Source organism: Rhodococcus sp. P4_E4 (genome assembly GCF_056401575.1).
Genome location: NZ_JBFUJB010000003.1, coordinates 160,157 through 177,808 on the forward strand (window position 1 = coordinate 160,157; position 17,652 = coordinate 177,808).

17 protein-coding genes and 1 pseudogene are annotated in these 17,652 nt (G+C 61.3%); 9 read left to right on the forward strand and 9 right to left on the reverse strand.

Features of this window, described 5'->3' with window-relative positions:
- Window positions 1-139 precede the first annotated feature (139 nt).
- The 4 genes from AC1DVN_RS05120 to AC1DVN_RS05135 all read left to right on the forward strand — a co-directional run bounded on the left by AC1DVN_RS05120 (window position 140) and on the right by AC1DVN_RS05135 (window position 3,710).
- The gene (locus tag AC1DVN_RS05120; RefSeq protein WP_477993595.1) at window positions 140-1,354 is read left to right on the forward strand and encodes an Ig-like domain-containing protein; all 1,215 of its coding nucleotides are present in this window, start codon (window positions 140-142) and stop codon (window positions 1,352-1,354) included.
- 55 nt (window positions 1,355-1,409) lie between these two features.
- Entirely contained in the window at window positions 1,410-2,528 is a 1,119-nt protein-coding gene (locus tag AC1DVN_RS05125; RefSeq protein WP_113682210.1) for an Ig-like domain-containing protein, read from the forward strand.
- 288 nt (window positions 2,529-2,816) lie between these two features.
- Complete coding sequence (locus AC1DVN_RS05130) at window positions 2,817-3,185, forward strand: hypothetical protein (RefSeq protein WP_477993596.1); 369 nt, start codon at window positions 2,817-2,819, stop codon at window positions 3,183-3,185.
- 354 nt (window positions 3,186-3,539) lie between these two features.
- A complete protein-coding gene (locus AC1DVN_RS05135; protein WP_020906453.1) occupies window positions 3,540-3,710 on the forward strand; it encodes a hypothetical protein in 171 nt (56 codons plus the stop codon).
- Window positions 3,711-3,782: 72 nt separating this feature from the next.
- On the opposite strand, the pseudogene AC1DVN_RS05140 reads toward AC1DVN_RS05135, so the two are convergent.
- The 3 genes and pseudogenes from AC1DVN_RS05140 to AC1DVN_RS05150 all read right to left on the reverse strand — a co-directional run.
- Window positions 3,783-4,526 (reverse strand): annotated as a pseudogene (locus AC1DVN_RS05140) (HNH endonuclease family protein); the annotation flags it as partial.
- Between the two features lie 78 nt (window positions 4,527-4,604).
- Complete coding sequence (locus AC1DVN_RS05145) at window positions 4,605-4,970, reverse strand: pyridoxamine 5'-phosphate oxidase family protein (RefSeq protein WP_279219660.1); 366 nt, start codon at window positions 4,968-4,970, stop codon at window positions 4,605-4,607.
- A gap of 112 nt (window positions 4,971-5,082) precedes the next feature.
- Window positions 5,083-5,451, reverse strand: a complete 369-nt coding sequence (locus tag AC1DVN_RS05150) for a roadblock/LC7 domain-containing protein (protein WP_020906454.1) — start codon at window positions 5,449-5,451, stop codon at window positions 5,083-5,085.
- A 704-nt stretch (window positions 5,452-6,155) separates the two neighbouring features.
- Between AC1DVN_RS05150 and AC1DVN_RS05155 the strand changes: the two genes are divergently transcribed.
- Window positions 6,156-6,626 (forward strand): hypothetical protein, encoded by a 471-nt coding sequence (locus AC1DVN_RS05155; RefSeq protein ID WP_019747175.1) that lies wholly within the window; start codon window positions 6,156-6,158, stop codon window positions 6,624-6,626.
- Between the two features lie 7 nt (window positions 6,627-6,633).
- Here AC1DVN_RS05155 and AC1DVN_RS05160 read toward each other — a convergent pair whose 3' ends face one another.
- From AC1DVN_RS05160 to AC1DVN_RS05170, 3 genes are all read right to left on the reverse strand, one after another.
- Window positions 6,634-7,557, reverse strand: a complete 924-nt coding sequence (locus AC1DVN_RS05160; RefSeq protein WP_477993597.1) for a DUF2797 domain-containing protein — start codon at window positions 7,555-7,557, stop codon at window positions 6,634-6,636.
- Window positions 7,558-7,620: 63 nt separating this feature from the next.
- The gene (locus AC1DVN_RS05165) at window positions 7,621-8,277 is read right to left on the reverse strand and encodes a DUF305 domain-containing protein (RefSeq protein WP_477993598.1); all 657 of its coding nucleotides are present in this window, start codon (window positions 8,275-8,277) and stop codon (window positions 7,621-7,623) included.
- A complete protein-coding gene (locus AC1DVN_RS05170) occupies window positions 8,274-9,839 on the reverse strand; it encodes an LVIVD repeat-containing protein (RefSeq protein ID WP_477993599.1) in 1,566 nt (521 codons plus the stop codon). Before AC1DVN_RS05170 ends, AC1DVN_RS05165 begins: the two co-directional genes overlap by 4 nt.
- A 178-nt stretch (window positions 9,840-10,017) precedes the next feature.
- On the opposite strand from AC1DVN_RS05170, the gene AC1DVN_RS05175 reads away from it, so the two are divergent.
- Entirely contained in the window at window positions 10,018-10,605 is a 588-nt protein-coding gene (locus AC1DVN_RS05175; protein ID WP_225320295.1) for a TetR/AcrR family transcriptional regulator, read from the forward strand.
- A gap of 45 nt (window positions 10,606-10,650) precedes the next feature.
- Window positions 10,651-11,787 carry a GIY-YIG nuclease family protein gene (locus AC1DVN_RS05180; protein ID WP_021343094.1) on the forward strand — a complete coding sequence of 379 codons (1,137 nt, stop codon included), beginning with the start codon at window positions 10,651-10,653 and terminating at the stop codon, window positions 11,785-11,787.
- A gap of 84 nt (window positions 11,788-11,871) precedes the next feature.
- Here the strand turns inward: AC1DVN_RS05180 and AC1DVN_RS05185 are convergent, their stop codons facing one another.
- From AC1DVN_RS05185 to AC1DVN_RS05195, 3 genes are read right to left on the reverse strand one after another with little or no spacing between them, the layout of a single operon-like run.
- Window positions 11,872-13,089 carry a Dyp-type peroxidase gene (locus tag AC1DVN_RS05185; protein WP_477993600.1) on the reverse strand — a complete coding sequence of 406 codons (1,218 nt, stop codon included), beginning with the start codon at window positions 13,087-13,089 and terminating at the stop codon, window positions 11,872-11,874.
- Complete coding sequence (locus tag AC1DVN_RS05190) at window positions 13,082-13,582, reverse strand: copper chaperone PCu(A)C (protein WP_019747182.1); 501 nt, start codon at window positions 13,580-13,582, stop codon at window positions 13,082-13,084. The genes AC1DVN_RS05185 and AC1DVN_RS05190 overlap by 8 nt, the downstream gene beginning before the upstream one ends.
- A 25-nt stretch (window positions 13,583-13,607) precedes the next feature.
- Window positions 13,608-15,038 carry a PepSY-associated TM helix domain-containing protein gene (locus AC1DVN_RS05195; RefSeq protein ID WP_477993601.1) on the reverse strand — a complete coding sequence of 477 codons (1,431 nt, stop codon included), beginning with the start codon at window positions 15,036-15,038 and terminating at the stop codon, window positions 13,608-13,610.
- Window positions 15,039-15,739: 701 nt separating this feature from the next.
- On the opposite strand from AC1DVN_RS05195, the gene AC1DVN_RS05200 reads away from it, so the two are divergent.
- A complete protein-coding gene (locus AC1DVN_RS05200) occupies window positions 15,740-16,084 on the forward strand; it encodes a hypothetical protein (RefSeq protein WP_029254616.1) in 345 nt (114 codons plus the stop codon).
- A gap of 385 nt (window positions 16,085-16,469) precedes the next feature.
- A complete protein-coding gene (locus tag AC1DVN_RS05205) occupies window positions 16,470-17,636 on the forward strand; it encodes a MinD/ParA family ATP-binding protein (protein ID WP_020906466.1) in 1,167 nt (388 codons plus the stop codon).
- Window positions 17,637-17,652 lie beyond the last annotated feature (16 nt).

Below are 17,652 nucleotides of genomic sequence, written 5' to 3' on the forward strand. Positions count from 1 at the left end.
GTCAGATGTGACGACCAGTAACCCTTACCAATTATTTACCTACTGTGTGGTTTTTGTTTATTGAAAACGGGTCAACTCGGGCGCTGGCTCCGTTACAGTTCGGCGGCAAACGTCAATCAGGTTGTTCCGAGAGGACATCATGTCAAAACGCCTACTGAATGCTGCGCTCCTTACCGGCCTCCTTGCCGGTGGAACCGCTGTGGCCGTGATTCCGGCGACCGCGGCGCCCGTTGCAGAAACCACGTCGACAACGTTTCAGGTCACGTGCCGCGCAGTTCCGAGTGCGTTCTCCGGTCCTTCGTCAGACGGAAAGCCTGCTACGGTGCGAGTTTCGGCTCCTTCGGTCGTGGCGCCAGGTCAAGTCTTCGACATCGACGTGGATCCGGGTAGCGTTCAGATCCCGAACGATGTGAGCGGCGCCAGTGTCAAGAAGATCTCGCGTCTGAAGATCGATCTGCCGATTCCGACCAACGCGGAGTTCGTTTCGGCGACGGTCACCGATCCGGGCAATGTTGTTGCCGGGAAACCTGCTTCGGTGATTCGTGTCAACGAAGACGGCACTCCCGCAGCGGACGGTCCGATACTCCGGTTGTCCGGCGCAAACGAAGCGATCGGCAACAGTCCGTCATCGTCGTCGGGTGCGCACGGCGGGCTTGCGATCAACGCTCAGTCCGGAGCCGAGACCAACATCGTCTTTCCGAAGATCAGAATCACCGTAAAGGCCGGGCCGTCCGGCGCAGTCGAAACCAATGTCCGGACTTCGGGTGCTGCAGGTACTTTCGGCGGACCGGAGTCGTTTTTGACCTTCCTCCCTCAGGTAAGTCACTGGCTCGCGGGAACCATCTGGGCGCCCACATCCTGTTCTCCTCGCGACGGTGAGACGGGTCCCCTCAACGCCGGTGCCGGCGCATTGGCATCCACGAAAATCGACGGAGACCTCGGACCTGTTGATCCCGAGCCTGGAGCAGACATCGTGACGACGCTCGAAGGACCGACGACGGCCGCCACCGGTACCAAGGTGTCTTTTGCTTCTCACGTCGATCCGGAAAACGCAACGGGAACAGTACAGTTCATGGTCGACGGTAAGCCCGTCGGTGACCCGCGGCCGGTGGTTCGCGGTATTGCCCGCCTGGATCTGACCTTCGGTAAGGCGGGTACCAAGTCCGTGACTGCAGTCTTCACAGCTACCGGTGACGAGGCGAAGTACACGTCGGCGGCACACATGCTCACGGTGACCGGGGATTCAACAGGATCGGTCGATCCCGACCCGACCGATCCGGGCACTCCGGGTGGTCTCGGCAGCCTCGAGTCCGTTCTGCCGCAGCTGCCCACAGGTTCGCTCGGTGGCAAGTGATCACGGTCCTACTTCACCGAACACTCGATGACCGAGTCTTTTTGAAAGGCAACATATGAACTCCCGTTCTCTGGCTGTTTGCGCAGTCGTACCAGCTGTCGCGGCCGGACTCCTCGCTGTGTCCGCTCCGGTAGCAGCGGCTTCCGATACCGTGACGCGAACAGTTTCCTTCGAACACAAGTGCCGGGTCGACGGCGCCACCGATTGGGATTCGTCGTTCTCCGACAACCTGGAGGTCACGGCGCCCACGTCCGTGCGTCCCGGCGAACAGTTCACAGTGAAACTGCATCCGGGCACCATGCGTAGTTCGGATTCGGACACCGGTCGTATCAAGTACGACATCGCACTACCGCAAGGGGCAACCCTGGTTTCGTACTCCCTCGTCGGTGATTCGTCGTCGAACTTGACCGGCGAGACTGCGGTGCTGCTCCGGGTGGGCGCAGACGGAAACGCGAACCCGGCGGGTGAGTACCTGCGAATTACCGGTACCGGCAACAAGACAGTCAACGACGGTCCGAGCGCGAACGACAACAAGCCAAAGGAAGGGCTGCAAGTCAAGGCCAACACGGACTTTCGTTTGCCGGCAGTCGAATTGAAACTCGAAGCTCGGTCCGACGAGGGAAGCGCGACGACGCACCTGCGCGCCGGGGCGACGAGCCCGAGTATCAAGATCAAAGACACGAGCATGAGTTTCGGTGAGTCCCGGTGGGTCAATGCCGCTGGGTATTGTGTTGCTTCGGGCGAGGGACGCAGCGCCCTCTCGACTACCGAGGTATTCGCGACCAACCAGACCGAGACGACGGTCGCTGTCGCACTGGAGGCACTGACGGGCGAAGACGTCAAGATTGCGGCGAGTATCGACCCGAACCCGGGTGAGGGCACGGTCGAGTTCTTCGACGGCGAGACGAAGATCGGTAGCGCCACAGTCGATTCCAATGGCCATGCAGAACTGGTCTGGCCGTTCCGCGACCAGGGCGAGCATCGCATCACCGCAAAGTTCTTGGGTACCAAGAAGTTCAGTTCTTCGGAATCTGCGGACAAGACCGTGACCGTCACCGTGCCCGGCGTCATCGTCGTCGAGCCGGTGGATCCGACGGAACCGGAAACTCCTGGTGGAACCGGAAGCCTCGGGGACATCTTCTCGAAGCTGCCGACGGGCTCACTCGGAGGCTGAGTCACCCAAACGGCAGGGGAGCGTCGACGTTTCGGCTCGCATACGGTTGTGTGATCGAATACTGGAATGACAGGTTCGAATCATGCCGAGAGCCGCAACGCCGGCGTTCCCTATTTTTCTCAATGGGAGTCTCCGTCACGGAAATCGGGCCAGAACCACAAAAGGTAGCTCACCAAAACTCGTGCCCTTTTACTACCGTTAGTTGAAGAACTGCGCGAACCGCGGGTTCTTACGTCAACAAGCCTTCGAACTCGCCGCTGCGGTTCAGGTATGAACAAGGTAGGGAAAATGCGCAAGGTTAGTTTGCTCGYGTCCGCTGCAGCAGTAGCTGTCGGTGTGGCAATGATCGGGACGTCTGCGGCCTCAGCAGCGCCGGGAACGATTCCCGGTCATGGGCTGTTCGACGTGCCGTGGGAGGTGTTGCCGGGAACCTACACGACGTCTGGGCCCGTATCAGCTGATATGCCGTGCATATACGGTCGGGCAAAAGTCGACGGCGACGGTGAATTGAATGTCCTCGAGTTCGAAAGCACCCTCGAACCGGCGACAGTCACCATTCTCTTGACGGATTCTCGCTTCACCACCGCGTATTGCGCTGATTGGAAGAGAGTGTCGTCAGTCGGATCGTTGGATCTCGGATCGCTTTTCGGGTCCTAGACGTCTCCGCTCTATGTCGAGATGGACCTCTGGAGGTGACCACGGCCCTCTGCCATCTCGATTGAACGCTCGGCTCGCGGATGCGCTCGTTCGTCTCGAGTTTTCGACCACTCGTCGCATGAGTCCATGACCAGGGACTTTAGCCCTCAGTAATTACCTACCAATCGGTATATTCTGCGAAGGTACGGACTTCGTGAACCGATGTGAGTTGGCTCCGGGGGACGTGCCGGCCTCGCAGGACCGCCCGCAAAGTCAGCCCGGTGAGGCCACCAGAGTTCGCGCATTTCGACAGATTGCCGCTGGGTCCGTCCGCTACGAGGGGAGCGGACGGACCTGACAGCACGAGAGAGTGCCATGCCTGAACGTGGTCAAAGCAGAGTGGACGCGGGGATCATTGCCGTCGTCGCAGTCATAACCGGTGTGTTCGTCGCACTGACCGGCCACGGTCTGGTTGCAGCGCTGGCCACCGTGTTGGGCCTCGCGCTCGGGATGGCGATTGTGCGGTATCTGATCAAAGGTCGCTGATCAGAGTCCTCTGATCAAATGTCGCTGATCAGAGTCCTCTGATCAAATGTCGCTGATCACCGCAAGAGTTCAGCAGGTCGCGAGAATGTCTGCGATGGTGTCGTGTTCGGCTTGGGTAACCCACAAACCGTATGCCGCTTTCACTTCCACTTGAGCAGTCACGTACTGGCAGCGGTATGCCTTGTTGGGCGGCAGCCACGACGCCGCGTCGGAATCCGACTTCTTCTGGTTGGTGGGCCCGTCGACAGCGCGTAGGTTTCGAGGGTCGTTGGCCAGATTGGTTCGCGTTTGCGTGTCGAGCTGCTGCGCGCCCTTCTGCCAGGCGTCCGAGAGTGCGACAACATGGTCGATCTGGACTGCAGAAGACGTGTCCTGGCCGCGGGTGAAGGCGATGGTCTTGTTCGTGTACGGGTCACGGAGCGTACCGGTTTGGACCGAGCAGCTTTTGGAGCCGTCTTTGAATGTCAGGTCGGTGAGGTCACGCCGCAGGATGTCGTTTCGGGTATCGCAGCCGTTGTGGCCGAACTCGACGGTGACGTCGTCGGTCCAGGCGGTACCGAACAGTGCACGGTCGTATCCGGTCTTGGGTGCGCGTCCCTTGATGGGGATCTGTGCCAGCAGTTCAATTGCGGCGGACGAGGGAGCCGAAGTTCCGGCCGTAACCGTCGTCGTGACGCCGGATCCGATTCCCGAACCGAGAGAAGATGTTTCGGGTGCGTCGGCGTTGGAACTGGCGCAACCTCCCAGCACGATCACGGCAGCAATGCCGATGGTGACGCCGGTGATGCCGCGCCTGTGATGTGCCGTGCGTGCCATGTGTGAGAGTCCATTTCTGCGAGAGATGAACTACAAGTATGTCATTCACGACATTTCGGGCTGAACCGGCACTGTCTGTCAGTCCGGTCGAAGTAGCCATCGCGTCACCGGAACCGACACGAGAACTCGCGGACCTTCACGAGTTTCGTCTGCGGCATCCCAGCCGTCGTACTTCTCGCCGAAAAGTCTCAGGAGACCGCCGAACTCGCCGACATCGTGATGAATTGTCCCGAACCCCTGTGCGACCCATGGGTCGCGAGAGGATCCGTCGACTGCCAACGAGACCCGAGGATCGTCCAGCAGGTTCCGAACCTTCCGATTCTGCTCGGCGCTCGGTATCCAGAATGTGTTCTGACGCAGTAAGAACCAAACCGGAGTCGTGTGCGGCGAGCCGTCGCTTCGAAGGGTGGTCAACCACCCGCAAGGAGTATCCGCGATAGTCACTGTCTCAGTATCGGTGCCGGCGCGACGTTCACCAATCGACGATGCGGAACGAACAATGCCCGGTCCTCGCCGTTGGCGAGGACCGGGCATTGCCGGGAAGGGGGTGGAAGCGTCAGATCTCGATCTTGGGTGTCTGTTCGCCCAGCTTGTGGCGGGCCAGTGCCAGGTTCGCACGCGCGCGGTCCAAAACCAGGTACACGAACAGCGTTGACAGTCCGGGCGTCTCGAGGACACGAATGAGGTGGTACTGGTTACTCAGGGTGATCAGAATGTCTTCGAGAGTGTCGGTAATCCCCAAGTTACTCATCGTGCGGAGCTTTGCTCGCACAACCTCGGAGTTTCCGGCGCCGGCGTACTCGAGGCTGAATGACGGGTTGCCGCTCATGCCGAGAACCATCCCGCTGTCGGCGTCGACTACGGCTGCACCGCTGGCACCGTCGATGCGCATCAATTCGCCGAGGATCTTGTCGATGTTGCTCATTGCTTCTCCTTGGTAGGGCAGAGTCGCGCGGGGCGACTCCAGGTGATGCTTCGGTGATGAAGTCATCGGTACATTTCGAGGTGGAATCGTTGGTTGCGGTGTCGGGAGTGGGCTGGGCGGCAACTGTTCAGCTTGTGAGATTTGTGGGCTCGTTCCGTTCGGTGCAGATGAGCGGCCATTCGACGACTCGAATTCGTCGATGCGGTCTGCGGGCAGCCAGCCGTCCCCGGGGGGTGCGCTGAGCGGCCATCTCGTATCCGTCTCGAAGTCCGGCACCGGCGTCTGAAGTTGCGGATACACCGGCGCGGTAAGCGGCCTCTTGTACGGAACCGGCTGACCGCCCGCGTCGGAGACGTTCGCGAACCAGGCGGCATACCCGGGGTCGCTGCGATCGAGGTTTTGCCCGCGATCGTCGTCTTCCTCCCGGGAGCCTCGTCGACGAAAAAGTCCCACTCGTTCCAGCCCCTTAAAGACGAACTATTTCCGATCAGAGCGTTCCGGATGAACGCGGCAGACCGGACAATCCCACCCATAGTTACTTTGCAGTTAAGTCACCGTAGCATGGGTTCGCAGACGGGGCATATGGTCCAATCCTGTAGGCGGGCCGACGAGGCAGTCGGATTCGACAGGCTGCCCGGACGATTCTCGCCGGTCGACGATGCCGGTCCGTTCGAGCGCCAGACGCCCTCTGGCATCCTTGAAGGATGAAGAAAACGATCACCGGGTTCATCGGTGCCTGCTCGCTGGTGGCGCTGGTTGCCTGCGGTTCTGACGGAGACAAGCCGACCGAGGTCGGAACACTCACTTCCTCCGTTTCGGCGACCACCACTGCGTCACCAACGACGTCATCCGAGGCTCCGGCGACATCGTCGGAATCGACTACCGAGGCACCGTCGGTCGACGCGAGCGTCCCGGCTGAGGTCCCGTCGGACCCGAATGTGAGTTCGGCACTGCCACGGACCTACGCGCAGGCGTGCTCCGACGTTCTCCGGTACCTCGACGCATACCAGCCGGCAATTGACGAGTCGGGCGAGGAAATGGGCATGACGCGTGAATCATTGGCAAACGACATGCTGACCTCCATCCAGGCTTATCCCGAATGGTCGAGCTTGTCTGCCGACGAGCAGGCTGAGGTCACTCGCGGATTCGCCGCAGCGACCGCGGGAAGTTGCTGACCTACTTTCAGAACAACGATTCCTGAATCGCCACGCCAGGGGACTCGAACTCGCCGACGGTGATGGTTCGACCGACCAGTCCGGACACATCCGCGACGAAGCGTGGCGATTCAGGATCGGGGTCGATCCGCAGCGAGGCGATCGAACCGGCAAGGCCCTCCAAGTACAAGGAATGTTCCCTGGACTCGAAACTGTGCGGATACGCGATCAACGGTGCCGCATCGAAGACAACGTCGGCGCACGCCGGCGCCATCCATTCTTCGGGAGCCTCCAGGATCTCGATTCCGTCGATGTCCGATCCGATGTCATTCAGCTCGTCTTTGATCGACGATACGAAGTGGTGCAACGACTTTCGCAGTTTCTCGCGATCCAAGGGTCCTGTCAGTGCTTCGATCTTCCGAGACGTACGTATGGCCTGGCTCAAGTGGAAGTGCTCCGAAACTCGGGCTTCGAGGGAACGAATGCTGTAACCGTCCGTCGACCGCGCTACGAACAATGCGCAGACCGCTCCCTGTTCGGCGACTCGCGGATGCTTGCGGAACTCGGCCGCCGTCCCCACCTTCATCTGACCGCCGGCGAAGATGTCGATGTAGAGCCATTGTGGTTGCGTGAGATAGGTGCGCACGTTCGGATGAATGTGCGCGCCGCTGACATGTGCCTGATGAACGGTGGTGAATCCCTCACGATTTCGGCATCGATCGCACTGGCGCCCGGTAACGACCGTGGCCCCGCGGTCACACGGCGAGTGTCCCGAACCTTCGGCGGTGAGATCTCGCCACCCGAGGCAACGGCGGCCCTTCGCCTCGTCGACGGAGAATCGCAGAACCGAGTCGTGAGTGTAGAAGGTCGTAGCGGAAGTGGTGTCGTCGACGCATCGGATCCGCGGTGCTGTCGGGTTCGACCATTCGATTCCGCGAACGAGCAGGGTCATTGAAGTGTCGATTCCTTCTGTAGTTCACAGGTCGACACCCATGGTAGTCAGTGCACATGCGGGTCAGTGCAGTGGTTGCGCCCCACGTTGTCCGAGCATCAGTGTCATCAGCCCGGATTCCTGACTCTGCGTGTTGATCATGTCGCGGGCGGACTGTTTCACCGGCCCGCTCTCGAGCAGGGTATCGGCGGCCTGCGCCATAGCGATCCCGCCACGGTGGTGGCGTTCCATCAGTTGAAGGAACATAACCTCGGCGTCGAACCCGCGAGCGCTACTCAGTTTCTCGAGTTCTTCGGTCGTAGCCATACCCGGCATGGAGGCGGCCTCGGTGTCCAGCGTTGCCGGGTGATGATGAGAGTCGCCAGCGCCGCTCGGTGACGCCTCCATCCACGCCATCGGCGTTCTACTGTTCGGCGGGACACCGGCCAACCGCAGCCAGCCGAGCATGACACCGATTTCCGTTCTCTGAACATCGTCGATCTGCTGGGCCAGTCTCGTAACCGCCGGGTCCACATCGGGGCTCAGACGCGCGAGAATGAAGAGGGCCTGTTGATGGTGGGCCGCCATGTCATGCACGAATCCGATTTCGGTTTCGCTCAGAACAGCTGTCTGCGTGTGGTTCTCGGGTGCGAACAGCGGACGTAATGCTGCGCCGAGTACGAGCAGCATCAGTGCCGCAGCCACGAGTGCGACGGCTTTGACCGATCGCGGCGCCGTCATGATCCCACGGTCGTCTTCTGGTCAGCGGGTGGTGTGTAGACACCGTTTTCGAGTTGCATGGCAACAAAGCCGTTGTCGGCGCACGTCGCCCACAACGTGGTACCGCGCCATTCGGGTGGGGAGAAGCACCAATCGGTCGAGATGTCGCCGAGAGCGAGCATGCCCGATCGCGAACTCAGCGCTTGGCCGGGGTCGAACTGGCCTTGCGCGATCGACTGCGCGATTGCCGGCGTGCTGAGAATGGGTACCCCGATGAGCGAGGCGAGAGCGTGCGGCGAGTTGGCGAGTTCGAGATTGTCGCCGGTCCGAGCGGGTGGGTTGAAGTACGCAATTTCGTGGACGTCGAAGGGATCTCGAACATCGAAGACCCGAATCCCGCTCGAGATCCATCCGCATGCCAGCGCCGTCGGGTCGACCGGGCGATCGGCCGAACAGTAGTGAGATTCGTACGCGAACAGCGATCCGCCGGCAGCAGACGCCAGCGCAGCATCTTGATTCTCCGGCAGATTGATCTCGAGCTTCACCGAATTGACGACCGCAGGTTCGTCGTCATTGGAGACGTCGATCAATTTGACTCCGCCGGAACCACCTTCGTCGACGGTGAACAGGTACGGCGAACCGTCGTAGGTGACCGGAATGCTGTGTTGGGTGGCCCAACCGTCGGTCCACGAGAGCTGGGACAGTTGGCGCACCCGAGGATTCGGGACGCGGCGCTGAACCTCACTGATGTCGAGAACATGTATTCCGCCGAGATTGTTCGACAAGTACATGCGATTTCCGTCTGGAGTGATTCCGAAGCCGTGGGTCGACAACCCGATGAGGTCCTGCCAGACGACACGCGGGTTGGCGGGATCGGTGAGATCGACGGCGCTCACCACGCCGGGAGCGGTGCCGGAAGACCAGTAGGTGTTCCCGTCCGGTGAAAATCCACCCTCGTGATTGGTGATCGGCAGCAGCATCCCCAGATCGGTTCCTGGTCCGGGGTTGAGCAGTTTCGGGTGCGCGCAATCGGAGATGTCGTAGACCGACATCAGGCCGACGCCGGTCAAGAGCGGAACGCCCGTGCCCACCAGCAGCTTTCGCGCGGTGTCGACCTTGAGACTCTCCCACGTTCCGGCCAGCATCGCAGGTTCGGTCAGCGTGGCGGTGAGAGCAGGATTGGCAGGATCCGACACGTCGAGAACTTGCACGCCCTGCGCGGGGCCCAGGAGGTTCCCGGGGAAGAAGCTGCCGATGTACGAGCAGTGTTCGAAGTTGGTGGACGTGATCCCGCCGCCGCGACCCGAGTAACCGCCGATCTGAGACATGTTGCAGCTGTACCCGTCTCGGCTGCGTCCGCTGTTTCGGTCCTCGGCCGGAACATCACCCTGCAACCCGGTCTCGGGCATCGAGCCCGGGCCGCATTCGGCGCGGCTTGCAGCGTTGGAAGCGACACCCGGGTTCTCGTGGATCGAGCCCGGGGCAGTGGCGGGCTCAGCAGAAGCGACGCACACGGGAAGGACGGTGATCAAGGTGACGAGCGCGATGGCAGATCTGGTTCTGATGGTCGTGAACGATTTCATCGAGTCCAACTCCCGGTGCGGGATTGCCTTTCGTATCTCACGGGCAGACGTACCTCAAGGACAGGCAGCACGGAGGGCAGGCGCGCGTTCGAGCGCTCACGACGATCGGGTCGGGGTGTGAACCGGTGTCGGGCCGCAACCAACCGGACAATGCTGTCCGGTTGGTATCGTAGTGTGCGTGACATCGTCTGGCCGCGTCAATAGCGGATCTCTCAACAGAGGGCCGAGAGATGCGGCGCGCAATCGTGCGGCGCTCATCTCAGCAGCTCGCGAGGTGTTCGCCACCCAGGGATTTGCTGCTCCGCTCAGCCTGATCGCCCGCACGGCCGGCGTCGGCCAGGGCAGCCTCTACCGGCACTTTCCCACTCGCGAAAGCCTCGCACTCGCGGTGTTCGACGAGAACATCGTCGAGCTGCAAGATCTGGCGGCTGATCCGGATTCGACTCTCGACGATCTTTTTCGTTTGTTGGTCGACCAGATCACTACGTCCATCGTGTTCGTGGAGGTCATCAAGCCGGTCTCCTTCGGCGACTCGCGACTGAATTCGGCCGGCGCCCGTTTGACCGATCTCCTCGAAGGGCGCCTCGACGAGGCGCGTCGAACTGGGAAGATACGAGAGTCCGTGACTGCTGAGGACGTGATCCTGGCGATCGCCATGTTCGCCGCGATCATGGAACGGACTGCCGAGAGCTCGCGGAAAGAAGTTGCGCACTCGGCCTGGAACCTTCTTGTGCAGGGACTGGCCGGGCCGGCAGCGGCGGGCTGAGTCGCGTTCGCCTCGCGTCTCGAGGTGATCGCCTAGGCTCGTGGCATGGCTATTGTCTGGACAGTTCCTCGCGCTATCGGCTCCACCCTGCTCGTTGCTCCGTTGATCAAGGAGTTCCTTGTCGAGGGTGACGGCACCCTCGATGCAAAACTGACTGCGGTCGGTACGGTCTCTGCATCTCTCGAGAAGCAAGTCGGCCGCACGTTCACCTCGATCAGCGCTGCTTCGGCGGCAATCTTTTCCGGTGCTGCCGGTTCCACCAGCGTGCCCGACGCACTCCGTCTGGCCGTGATGCGCACTCTGTCCACCGAGGTGGTCGTCAGGAAGCCGGCTCCGCAGCCGTTCACCGAAAAGGTTGGGAAGAGACTGGGGCAGTACGTCTTTGCCCTGCGTGACCCGCGCAACGATCAGGTGTTCCATGTCGGGCACGGCACGGGAAATCAAGTGTTCGCGCCGGTATTCGAAGCGCTCGGTGAACTTGCGAATCTCGAAGGAGCGGACGGCCCAGCCGAGTCGAATGCTGCTGTGACAGCAGCCAAGATCGCCCGCATCCGTGAAATCTACGACGCGGGTTCGGCGGTGGAGCACTTCGTTCTTCTCCGCTCGGTCGCTGCCGCCACGGATTCGGCCGCCACTACCGACGAGGTCGTCCGCGGCATCGTGGAAGCCTTGCGAATCACCGACGCGGGCGAGGGCCTGACCAACCTCGCGGGCGATACATCGGACAAGGACGCCCGTGCGACCCGCGTCGAGGAACTCGCGTTGCGCTACTCGGCCGATCCCGCGCCGGAACTCCCGACGCCGAGCATCGTCCTCCACGTGCCGGCCTCCGCTCGTCCGGGAGCAACGCCGGAAGAGATCTACGAACTTGCGCGCGCCGAGTGGTCTGCCGGTGCAGCTGTTCGTGCCGAGATCGGAATCCCCGTTCTGGTGTTTGCCGACAGCATCATTCGTGGTGCATTCCGCGCTCAGTCATGGGAGGTGTCCACCCGCAATGCCGACGGAAGCCAACTGTGGCGGTTCAACGGAACCGTCGACGACGAGCTCGCTGCCAAGTACGTCGGAACCGAGGTCACCCCGCACAACGTCGGCCTGAAGAAGTGGCCCGTCAGCGGTTGGGTCACGAGGTTGACTACCGCTCGTCCGGGGGCGGTTATGCCGGGACCTCGTAAGTCCAAGTAACGCAACAACTTCAGATAGAAGGCATTGTGGGGGCGGGATCCGAACGGATCCCGCCCCCCCCCACAGTATCGTTACCCGGGGTTGTCAGCCGAGCAATCCGCTTCCCACATAGTCGTTCTCGGTGCATCCCGGCGGAATGAGATACACCGCAGAACCGATCGGCGTCGTCCACTCGTTGAGTGCGTCGAAGTCACTCAATCGCTGTTGGACCGGTAGATATTGCTCGGCGATGTCCCGTTGGAATGCTGCGAAGATCAATCCCGAGTTCGAGGTCTGCCCGCTCTCGGGTGCGTCGTCGTAGTTGTATGCCCGACGGAAGAACTGCTCCTTCTCATGCGTCTGGTGGGCTCGCGCGATGTGTGATCCTGGCGGGATCACCGGAATGCCGAACTTGTCCGTGAGTGTGAAATCCGCTTCGTCGAATTCGTTGGTTCCGTTGAGCGGAGCGCCATTGGACAACGTGCGCCCCATGGTGAGTTCGCGCCCCGAGCGATCGAGTTCGTCCCAGGTATCCATTTCCATGCGAATGCGTCGTAGTACCAACGAGGTTCCGCCCGCGAGCCACGGTTGACCGGCGCCGTCGTGCCAGATCAGTGAATCGAAATCCACTGTTCCCGGAGCCGGATTGACCGTCCCGTCCACTTGGCCCATGAGATTGCGCATCGTGGTTCCCTCGGGCGTGGTGCCGCGCGCGTTACGGAATCCCTTTTGTGTCCACCGGATTGTCGTCAGTGATCGGACGTTCTTGGTCAGAACTCGCACAGCATGAGCAATGGTCACCGGATCGTCGCCGCAGATCTGCAGCAACAGGTCCGATCCGCCCCATCGATCGTCAAGTCGGTCGATCTCGTAGCTCGGCAACGGCTCGAACCAGTCCGGTTGACGTGCTTGCAATCCCAGCTTGGTGAACAGGCCAGGGCCGTAGCCGACGGTAACCGTCAAGCGGGCCGGATCCACGGCCAGTTCCCGTTCGGTATCCGCCAACGCCGGGTTACCGGCGGTCAGCCGTGACGCATCCTCGGACCACATCTTCATGATCCCGACGACCACAGCTCGATCGGCTCCAGGCAAGAGGTCGAAACCGATGAACGTGCCGTGCGCTTGCGGAGTGGTGGCGATCCCAGCTTGGTGGACGCCGTAGAACGGTTCCACCAGCTTGCCTGCTTGCTGCTCGTGTTCGCTGCGCTCGACCACTGTGGTTGCGCCCCAAGTTATTCCCGCGACGCCGAGCGCGGCGGCACCTCCTCCGAGAAGGCGCCGCCGGCTGACTGCTCGGCTGGGCGGGTTCGTGTTCTCAGCCACCGTGATTCGGGTCGTAGTTCTCCTGATTACCGGAGAAGTCGCGAATCTGGGCTGTGAACGTGGTGCTGGAACCGTCGTCGTAGATCAATGTGAGGTCGGTTTCGGCGCCAGGGAGCAGCGGCGCGGACAGGTCCATGAACATCAGGTGGTCACCGCCCGGGGTGAGGCTGGCGGACCCGTTGGCAGGGACCAGGAACCCACCGTCCTTGGGGCGCATCGTCATCGTGCCGCCGTCCCCGGTCACGACCTCGTGCAGTTCCAGTCGCGATGACGCGGGACTGGTTGCCGAGACCACCCGTACGTCCTTGTCGCTGGAGTTGACGAGTTCGGCGAACGCCGCACTCATTCCCTCGGGTGCTGCCTTGACCCATTGATCCTGAACTGTGATGGATTGTGCGGCTTCGGTTTCCTTGTCGGAGTTCGAAGAACAGCCGGTCAAGGCGAGAGCTGCGGTCAGTGCAACAGCTGCGAATATCTTTGTTCGAACAGTCATGTGTGTCTCCGTGATTCGTGAGGTGTCAGGTGGTGGCGCGGCGTTTGAACGCCGCAATGCAAACGTCGATCAGCAGGAATGCGAGAAGACTGATGCCGAGTAGCGGAACGAACCAGCCCACCAGTGCGGTTACCGCAACCAGCGCAACAATGCTGAGCGGGGAGAGGTTGCGAATCCCGCCGCGGGCAGGGGCCCGGCCGACTGCCCAGTCGGAGCCACGGGTGGGGCGTCGGCGCCACCACATGATGTAGCCACGAATGACCACGCTGACCAACGCGAGTGCCAGTGCGGTGAGTGCGATCTGGTTGGCAAGGCCGAACAGCAGGCCCATGTGGAGCTGGATTCCCCAAGCCGAAAGTTTGGCTGCGAGTGGCCAATCCGAGAACCACAACTCGTCGGTGACCTTCTGCGTCGCTCCGTCGATTGCGAGGGTGTTGTTGCTGTACACCCACGGCTGACGCGTCTGGGCGACGGTGAAGGCTGTCTCGGCGTTGGCGGGTATCGATACTTCGACCGGACCGGTGATCCCGTTGTACCTGGCGATACCGAGGACGGTGTCGACACGTCCGACGTTGGTGTCTGTCAGCGTGCCGTCGGCGGCGGGGGCCATGTCGTGACCCTCGTGCCCGCCCGTTGCCGGTGGTGGAGCGTCGCCGAGAGTTTTCACGACCGAGGGTGTCGTCCAACTCAATGCGGTTCTCAGATTGCTGACGTTCTCTCCGGCGTACGTCGACCACGTGAGTCCGGTCGCCGAGAGAAACACCAACGCAACTGCTATCCAGATGCCGACGACACCGTGCCAGTTCAGGGTCCGGCTTCGTCCGGTGGGCGCTCGGTCGATCGTAAGTAGACGAGCGTTCCGAGCGGTGCGGTATCGACGGAACCACAGGTAGACGCCACCGAGTGCGACCACCCACATCCACGACGCGGCCAATTCGCTGTAGAGGCGGCCAGGTTCACCGAGATGAAGGTGGCGATGCAGCTGAGAGATCCAGGTGCGCAGTGGCAACGAACCACTGCTTCCGTATACCGCCAGCTCGCCGACCGGCTGTGCAAGCACTGGATCGACGAAGACTGCGAGCCTCTCCGATTCGCCCAACGACGGATCGGTGAACAGGACCCGCGTGGTTTCTCCGGCCGCAGGGGACGGACGTACTGCCGAGACGGTCAGGTCAGGGCGGTACTGCTGGGCGGAACGGATCTGGTCGTTCAGCGACGCGATTTGTCCGGTGGTGTCGGTCTGGAGGTAGTCGCTGTAGACGAATTTCTCGATGGTGGGCGCCATCGCGTAGAGACCACCGCTCAGCGCGGCGATGAGGATGAACGGCCCGATGAGGATTCCGGCATAGAAGTGCAGGCGCAGAATCAGCGGTCTGGCGCCGCCGACCTGCTTCTTCGGGGGAGAGCTGTCGTTGGAAGCGCGTGTCTGTGCGCGCTCCAATTCGGGTGCGGACATGCGTGTACTCGATCCCGCCGTGGGGGGGGGGGGGGGGGGGGGGGGGGAACGGCGAGGGTTCAGGTGCCCACGGGCGCAATAGGACGGCGACGATTGCCGCCACCGTCGATGCCGCCACGACGTACCCGCGTTCTGCGCCGCGGATCAGAACTGCGCACACTCCGACGGCAGCGATGTGCGCTGCGAGCATCGGAAGCGACAGGAGCAGGCCGTGTTGATGATCCGAAGCGATGGTCAATGTCGCGTGACCGATGGCCTGACCCGCAGCGAGCATAAGGGCGAGCAAGAGGGCAGGGGATCGGCGAGTGTCGATGGACGTGACCACCGCGCCGACGCTCGCGCACGCGAGGATCAACAACACCACCGCGCTCTCGGACGGGGCCATGCCGCCGCCACCGAGCGCGTGGGCTGCGACGGAAACCGCGCCGGAGGTACCGCCCACGAAAGCGCCGCGCAGCTGCGCGACATCTTTCGGACCCGGCGTCATACGCGAAAGGATACAGGCAGCTACTACGAGGGCTAGTAGTCGAGCCCGGCCGAGTCGGTTTGACGCCGTTGACGGCAGTCAGGTCGCGCCACTCACATTCTTGCAATCCCTGTATACGAATGGTGCACGGTCATCGTTCAACGCTGTCGGTCATCATCCGTACTCGTATCCGGCGCTGCCTACCGATGAACATGACTGGAACTCGTGGTCTCAGATGAGTGTCGAGTCGTTCGCGGGCGGCGGGATCGTTCGGCCGAGCCTTCGCGGAATCATGACTGCCAACGGAGATTCTGCAAAAAAGATTTGGATTACCGAGTTCGGGGCGCCTACAAGTGGGACTCCGGACAGCGTCCGCGAAGCACGTCAACTCGAGATCTATCAGGCAGCGATGGCAGACAAGCAAACCAAGTCTTGGTTGGGGCCGCTCATCTTCTACCGTCTCAACGACTACGCGCCTTACGGGGCAACGACGGATCGAGAGTCGTATTTCGGCGCAGTGAGGTCGGACGGCACCGTCAAACCGAGTGGTGCATACGTGAAGAGTGTGCTCTGCCCGTGATGGCGGTCGAATGGTACGAGTGATCCGTAGGGTTGGGGGCACTTCGTTCGAGAGCACGGAATTCTGCAGCAGCTGAACACTTGTCCATAAAGGGAGGGCGATCGCCCAGGTGATCACCCTCCCTTTTCTCGTTTGTTACCAAGGGATTTGCCCTGACATTGCGGAAGGCTGTTTTCAGCGGCAGATGAAGATATCTGTGCCGCATATCGTTACGACGTTCGTATTTGCTGAGATCGGCACAGGCGTGGGGACCAAAGTCATCGAAGTGCGGGTGTAACGGTCTGTTGTGCCGTGACGGTATTGAGCAGAGAACGGCAAGCCCGCCAGAGTGATAGCGTCCGAGAGGCTATGTCCGAAATGATTCCGAACTCGACCTAGGAAAACGGTGCGCAGCGATAACAACGGTTCGAATAACGGAGTCCTGGGGAACAACTCCGGAACGACTCAGGGCGACGGCCTTTTCGACGCGTCCGACGACGGTTACGCAACGTCGATTCGAACCGTCACCTTCACGCCGCAATTCGACGAACCTGCGGCAAAACCGTTGCCCAGTCAGCGGATGCGCCAGCAACGTCGTGAAGAGCCGACCGATTTTCGGACCTCGACGCCCAGAGCTATGACGTCCGTCGACGACCTGGACATCATCAAGCGGGCGAAGCGTCCACCCGAACGCGGTTTGGGCAGTGTGTTGTTCAAACTCACCGGGGGGCGGATCAACACCGGGCAGTCGGCCGCCGAACTCGAACATCAAGCTCTGGTGCGCCGTGCCAACCGAACAGTGCGCGGCGTGTACAAGATTGCTTTCATCTCACTCAAGGGTGGTGTGGGAAAAACCACGGCGGCAAAGACCGTCGGTTCGACGTTCGCGTCGATCCGTGGCGATCGAATCGTAGCCATCGACGCCAATCCTGACCTGGGAACTCTGGCTGATCGTGAACGACGTGAACATCACCTGACCGTTCGTGATCTGTTGGCCGACGGTGACATTCGTACGTACAGCGATGTTCGCTACTACACCTCGCAAGGCGACAGCCGACTCGAAATCCTTGCGAGTGAGGCAGATCCGGAAACTTCGGAGTCTTTCAACGAGCAGGACTACCTCGATACTCTGCGAATTCTCGAGGTGCATTACAACATCGTCATCACCGACTGTGGCACCGGAATCATGCACTCGGCCATGTACGGAATTCTCGACGAAGCAGACGCTTTGGTAGTCGTCAGCCCGACGGCGCAGGACGGTGCCCGTAGTGCTGCAGCAACGCTCAGTTGGCTGACCAAGCACGGATACGCAGATCTGGTGAGCAGGTCGGTCGTGGCGATCAATGCGACGCGGCCGGGTTCGTCTTCGCTCGACCTCGACCAACTCGAGGACGTTTTCGCTCAGCGTGGAGTGCGAGCGGTCAAGACGTTGCCCTATGACGATCACCTCGGTGAGGGCGGTCCGATCGACTTGAAATTGTTGAACAAGCGCACTGCACGGGCATATCTGGAACTCGTCGCAGCGATTGCCGATGGTTTCCCGGACTCGGTGGGCAAGCACGCTTCTCGCTGAACGTGCTCGCCCCCGA

What these genes read in the sequence shown, in the direction of transcription:
- AC1DVN_RS05120 (WP_477993595.1), top strand. Translation starts at nt 140, where the DNA reads ATGTCAAAACGCCTACTGAATGCTGCGCTCCTTACCGGCCTCCTTGCC.
- AC1DVN_RS05125 (WP_113682210.1), top strand. Translation starts at nt 1,410, where the DNA reads ATGAACTCCCGTTCTCTGGCTGTTTGCGCAGTCGTACCAGCTGTCGCG.
- AC1DVN_RS05135 (WP_020906453.1), top strand. Translation starts at nt 3,540, where the DNA reads ATGCCTGAACGTGGTCAAAGCAGAGTGGACGCGGGGATCATTGCCGTC.
- AC1DVN_RS05150 (WP_020906454.1), bottom strand. Translation starts at nt 5,451, where the DNA reads ATGAGCAACATCGACAAGATCCTCGGCGAATTGATGCGCATCGACGGT.
- AC1DVN_RS05155 (WP_019747175.1), top strand. Translation starts at nt 6,156, where the DNA reads ATGAAGAAAACGATCACCGGGTTCATCGGTGCCTGCTCGCTGGTGGCG.
- AC1DVN_RS05160 (WP_477993597.1), bottom strand. Translation starts at nt 7,557, where the DNA reads ATGACCCTGCTCGTTCGCGGAATCGAATGGTCGAACCCGACAGCACCG.
- AC1DVN_RS05165 (WP_477993598.1), bottom strand. Translation starts at nt 8,277, where the DNA reads ATGACGGCGCCGCGATCGGTCAAAGCCGTCGCACTCGTGGCTGCGGCA.
- AC1DVN_RS05170 (WP_477993599.1), bottom strand. Translation starts at nt 9,839, where the DNA reads ATGAAATCGTTCACGACCATCAGAACCAGATCTGCCATCGCGCTCGTC.
- AC1DVN_RS05180 (WP_021343094.1), top strand. Translation starts at nt 10,651, where the DNA reads ATGGCTATTGTCTGGACAGTTCCTCGCGCTATCGGCTCCACCCTGCTC.
- AC1DVN_RS05190 (WP_019747182.1), bottom strand. Translation starts at nt 13,582, where the DNA reads ATGACTGTTCGAACAAAGATATTCGCAGCTGTTGCACTGACCGCAGCT.
- AC1DVN_RS05195 (WP_477993601.1), bottom strand. Translation starts at nt 15,038, where the DNA reads ATGTCCGCACCCGAATTGGAGCGCGCACAGACACGCGCTTCCAACGAC.
- AC1DVN_RS05200 (WP_029254616.1), top strand. Translation starts at nt 15,740, where the DNA reads ATGAGTGTCGAGTCGTTCGCGGGCGGCGGGATCGTTCGGCCGAGCCTT.